4 protein-coding genes are annotated in these 4,737 nt (G+C 49.1%); 2 read left to right on the top strand and 2 right to left on the bottom strand.

Going from position 1 to position 4,737, the window contains the following annotated elements; translation table 11 throughout:
- Window positions 1–256: 256 nt before the first annotated feature.
- A complete protein-coding gene (locus tag NI20_RS0112255) occupies window positions 257–604 on the top strand; it encodes a TnpV protein (protein WP_033121679.1) in 348 nt (115 codons plus the stop codon).
- Window positions 605–631: 27 nt separating this feature from the next.
- Here NI20_RS0112255 and NI20_RS0112250 read toward each other — a convergent pair whose 3' ends face one another.
- Together NI20_RS0112250 and NI20_RS0112245 are read right to left on the bottom strand one after the other, a co-directional pair.
- Window positions 632–1,963 carry a hypothetical protein gene (locus NI20_RS0112250; RefSeq protein ID WP_033121678.1) on the bottom strand — a complete coding sequence of 444 codons (1,332 nt, stop codon included), beginning with the start codon at window positions 1,961–1,963 and terminating at the stop codon, window positions 632–634.
- Between the two features lie 42 nt (window positions 1,964–2,005).
- Window positions 2,006–3,514 (bottom strand): hypothetical protein, encoded by a 1,509-nt coding sequence (locus tag NI20_RS0112245; protein WP_369699419.1) that lies wholly within the window; start codon window positions 3,512–3,514, stop codon window positions 2,006–2,008.
- Here NI20_RS0112245 and NI20_RS0112240 point away from each other — a divergent pair.
- Window positions 3,486–4,640, top strand: coding sequence for a tyrosine-type recombinase/integrase (locus tag NI20_RS0112240; protein WP_033121680.1), 1,155 nt, complete (start codon window positions 3,486–3,488; stop codon window positions 4,638–4,640). The two genes, NI20_RS0112245 and NI20_RS0112240, sit on opposite strands and share 29 nt — an antisense overlap.
- The last annotated feature ends 97 nt before the right edge of the window (window positions 4,641–4,737 follow it).

The following is a 4,737-nucleotide window of genomic DNA, read 5'->3' as shown; positions in this document are numbered from 1 at the left end:
TAAATAAGGGTCAAAGAATCGCAGAAACGAAAAAATCCTTGAAAGCACAATGCTTTCAAGGATCAATCATGGTGCGCGAGGCGGGACTTGAATATCAGCGCAGGTGTTTTTAGCAACTTTTCTCGTACAAATACGTGTTAAACCGTCTGGAGCGTAAAACAATCTGTACCAGTCAGTCCGATTGTTTTATAGAAGATGACCCGCTAAAGGGTCAAAATAAGGGTCAAATTCAGGATCACGAAAGGACGATTACATAATGGAAATTACATACAGTAAGTATGGAGAGTACTGCCTGCCCAATCTGGTGGTATCCTGGGAAGAACCGACTTACGGACGCTTTGGCCGTATGCGGCTAAAGTATCTAAAGGCGCATCGCCGAGTGACCTATATCAATTTGAAAACCTCCGGTCAACTGACACATCATCTCAACGAGATTGATCGTGAGGCAAACAAGATGCTGCGTCTCTTGATCGAGCAGATGGCGCAGGCGCAAGGCATCACAGAGCAGCTAAAAGCCGAGGATCAAATAACTTGGGTCGGTGCGATGAACAACATCCGCAGCGCGGCAGAGGAAGTCGTATTACGCGATATCATAAACAAATAAAGTAATAATACGCCGGAGGAAGGGTGTTTACCACCCTTCCTCCCATTCGTCCCAGGCCTCGTCGAGGTCTTCATAGTCGCCGTCTTCATATAGATCTTCAGGATCATCGTAGTCTTCCCGCAGACTGGAACCACTGCCGGGACCGGTATCGGAAGAATTTCCTGAATCGGTAGTCTGTGTCTCACCTTTCTGTCCGGGGTAATACTGTGAGAAGGACTTCAGCATAAATTCGCTGTCGTTTTTCCACTGAGCACACATACCGGCGGCGATAATCTCGCCGTTTTCACCGTACCAGTAGACATTAAAGTATTTTTGCCCCAGCTCCAGCTTGTCAAAGTTCTTACAGTCAAGCCTCTTGTCCGGAGCACCCAGTGTAGTGTATTTTAGGCAGCGCACCGGCATTCCCTCAACAGGCAGTTTACCAGAATACCGTTCTTTTTCCGTTTGTTGCGCGTCTACTTCTTTGACTTTTTCCTCATTAACTCCGCTATTTTGGGTTTTCAAATCCGTGCTATTCGTCGCCGGCGGCGCCGGCTCGTCATGACTTTGAACGGTGCTGTTCCAACGGAGGCTGGCAAATATCCCGACGCAAAGCATCACAAGCACAGCAAAAGCAATGATCACTCCGCCGCTGAGCTTTTTCCGCTCCGCCGAGACAGCTTGCGGCATGTCCGTTTTCTCAGCATCGGAAATCTTCTCAGTGTTCTCCTGTTCCGATACTGTCTCTCGGCTGCGCGCTACACACAGTTCCTCAAACTCTTGATAAGGGACTTCCCACTTTTTTCTCGGAAAGTGGTTTCCTCCCAACGCCGCCATAAATCGCGCCATGAGTTCCGGTCTTCCCGACTCCGCCGCGGCATCTATCAAGTGATATTGCTCCGCACCGACATAGGCGCTTTGAAAAATGCAGCAAACCAGTTTTTCATTCCTTGCCAGCTCGTCTAAAAGAGTTTCACAAAAATCATCCTCACCGTAGGGGCAGCAGGTGTGCAGCAGCCATTCTGCCTCCCGCGGAGATTTTAATCTACTCCCTGCCGTGCGCAGCAGTGTCCCCCACATAGCGATGCCCGTCTCTTGCTTCTCGTCGTAGGCTCGCTCAATGATCTCCGATGCACCCATAGCTGAAAGCTCATCCATGTCCCACGCACTTAGGTACTCGGAAAATTTTCGCAGCAGCAATGCCGTATCAGGATCAGCTGTCGTCGCAAGGCTCTCCGGCGTCAGTTTGGGAACTTCTTCCACGTCTACCGACATTACGATTTTGGGCCGTCTCGGCAGGTTGCCGCTGTCGCCGCAATAATGGCACTCCCACCAGGTCCCATGCGTCGTTGCCGGATTTCCGCACCATGGACAACGCATACTGACACCTCCCTTTTTCCCAGCATACCATGCCGCGCCGCATTATGCAACGCCGAGATACTTCTCAAAAAAACCGGACAGTCGCCGAATGATACCCTGTTTCTTCTCCGTGCGGCTTCCGCCGCCAAAGCGGGAAACCGGCGGCATGATCCTGTCAAAATCCGTTCCCGTCGTCTTCAGTGTACCATCTCGGAATGAGTTATCAATAAAGTGCTTGGCTTCATCCGGCTTCAGTTTTTCCTCTGCGATGATCTGGTCAAGATCCTGCTCTTTCTGCTTTTCCACATAAATGCGCCAATCCCGGTCCACCACGGTCGAAGCATTGACTGTCTCAATGAATCCCTGAATCAGGTCCTTTTTGCTGCGAAGCTGAATGCTGGAGTCGATTGCTCTGTCAATGGCTCCGAGTATTTCTTTATCCTTGCAGTTCGACGCATGATATTTCCCGACCAGCATAAGGATATAGTCAATATTGATCTCGACCTGACGGATCAACTCGATCTCGAACTCGATATCATCGTTGATGTTTTCCTTGTCGCCGTCGATTTTAGGACGATACTTTTGATAGAGATCAATATAGACACTTTGATAGTCCTGAAATACTCGCTCCGGCAACAGCTCGTTGCCCGCAAAGCGGTCAAACGTGCTGAGGATATTTTTTAGCCGTAATATCTTGCCGTAGAGCTTGATATAATCTTTTTCATTCTGCTCCCCAATGATTGGCTCGGCGATTGGAAACTTTTCCGTTAATTCATCGACCAAGTCCTGATACCCCGGTACGTCCTTCCCTTTGTCGTCTGTGTAGCCTGAGTAATAGGAATCATAATCCTTCAACAGCACGATACTGTTCGCTTCTTTATCTCCAAACAGCGCGATCGCATCCTCGGTCGCCTGCTGCAAGTCTCTAAAGCAAACAATATTGCCGAAGGTCTTGACGGAATTCAAAATTCGGTTCGTGCGGGAAAACGCCTGGATCAGTCCGTGCATTTTAAGGTTTTTATCTACCCACAGCGTATTCAGTGTGGTCGCATCAAAACCTGTCAGAAACATATTGACCACAATCAGGATATCGACCTCTCTGCTCTTTACCCGCATGGACAGATCCTTGTAGTAGTTCTGGAACTTATCCGCCGAAGTGTCAAAGTTTGTGTGGAAAGCCTTGTTGTAATCCGCGATAGCACCATCCAGAAAGTCCCTTGACGTCTTGTCCAATGCTTCCGTATCAAAGCCCTCTTCCGGCATCACATCTTCCGGGTCTGCCTCATTTGCTGCAAAGCTGAAAATGGTAGCAACCGTCAGCTCGCGCTGCTGTTCAGCAAGCTGGCGCTTGAACTCCGTGTAATACTTCATCGCCATCGGTATCGAACTGACGGCAAAGATAGAGTTGAACCCCGCCGTGCGCTGTCCTTTGAGGGTATAAAAGCTGTTGCGCTTTGTCTTCTGGTCGAAGTGCTCCAACGTGTAGCGGACAATCTCTTCAATGCGCTTTGGCGCGCCCATTGCCTTTTCATTGGCAACACGAATGACAAAAGGAGCCAAGGGCGGCGGCACGATCCGCCAGCGCCCTGACGGACGCTGGGAGGCACGCTATACCCTTGGCATCGATCCCGGAACGGGAAAGCAGATTCAAAAATCCGTCTATGGCAAAACGCAGAAGGAAGTGCGGCAAAAACTCACCGCAATCACCGCGGAGATCGATGAGGGAACATATATGGATGTTCCCCGACTCAAAACCGCAGATTGGTTGAATACGTGGGTAGAAGAATACATCGGCAACGTAAAGCCCGCTACTCGCAAGAGCTATCAAGATCATGTAAGGCTAAATATCATTCCCTATGTCGGGGCTGTTCCCCTCTCAAAGTTAACTGCTGCCATGATCCAGCAAATGTATAATGAACTGCAAACAGAAAAATGGCTCTCGCCGAAGACCATCAAAAATGTGCATGGAGTATTACACCGTGCTCTGGAACAAGCTCAGAAAATGGGTTACATCCGCAATAATCCCCTCACAGCTGTCACGCTGCCGCGCATTGAGAAAAAACAGATAAAGCCTCTGGAAGATAATGAATTATGCGCGTTTCTTAAGGAGATTCGCGGAGATACCTATGAGCTGGTGTACTTCGTCACCGTTTTCACGGGGCTGCGGCAAGGAGAAGTGCTTGGTTTGACTTGGGACTGTGTGAATTTTGAAAAACACACACTGCTGATAAACAAACAGCACGGCAAGAAAAAAGGCACTTGCGAGTATTGTTTCAGCAGTCTAAAAAACGACCGTCCCCGCCTCATCGAAGCGGCAGACGGTGTGATGGATGCACTTAAAAAACAGCAGATCCGGCAGCAGCGATGGGCAGCACGGTTGAAAGATGGCTGGGAGAACTCAGACAATCTTGTATTCACCACGGAAACAGGCCGTTACCTCTGCAATCAAACGGTCTATCTTGCATTCAAAAAAGTCATGCGCCGCCTTCATCTTGATGCAACAAGGTTCCATGATCTTCGCCACACCTACGCCGTTAACAGTCTAAAGTCCGGCGATGACATCAAAACTGTACAGGAAAACCTTGGACACCAAACGGCGGCATTCACACTTGATGTATATGCCCATGCCACAAGCAGCATGAAGCATGAAAGCGCAAACAGAATGGACCAATACATCCACAATGTGACCAAGCCGTAAAGGGTATAAATAAGGGTCAAAGAATCGCAGAAACGAAAAAATCCTTGAAAGCACAATGCTTTCAAGGATCAATCATGGTGCGCGAGGCGGGACTTGA

Origin of the sequence: Oscillibacter sp. ER4, assembly GCF_000765235.1 — a bacterium.
GTDB classification, from domain to species: domain Bacteria; phylum Bacillota; class Clostridia; order Oscillospirales; family Oscillospiraceae; genus Hominicoprocola; species Hominicoprocola fusiformis.
This window is presented reverse-complemented; position numbering and strand designations above follow the sequence as displayed.

Excerpts from the sequence above, each read along its gene's own strand:
- NI20_RS0112255 (WP_033121679.1), top strand. The coding sequence starts at position 257 with ATGGAAATTACATACAGTAAGTATGGAGAGTACTGCCTGCCCAATCTG.
- NI20_RS0112250 (WP_033121678.1), bottom strand. The coding sequence starts at position 1,963 with ATGCGTTGTCCATGGTGCGGAAATCCGGCAACGACGCATGGGACCTGG.
- NI20_RS0112240 (WP_033121680.1), top strand. The coding sequence starts at position 3,486 with ATGACAAAAGGAGCCAAGGGCGGCGGCACGATCCGCCAGCGCCCTGAC.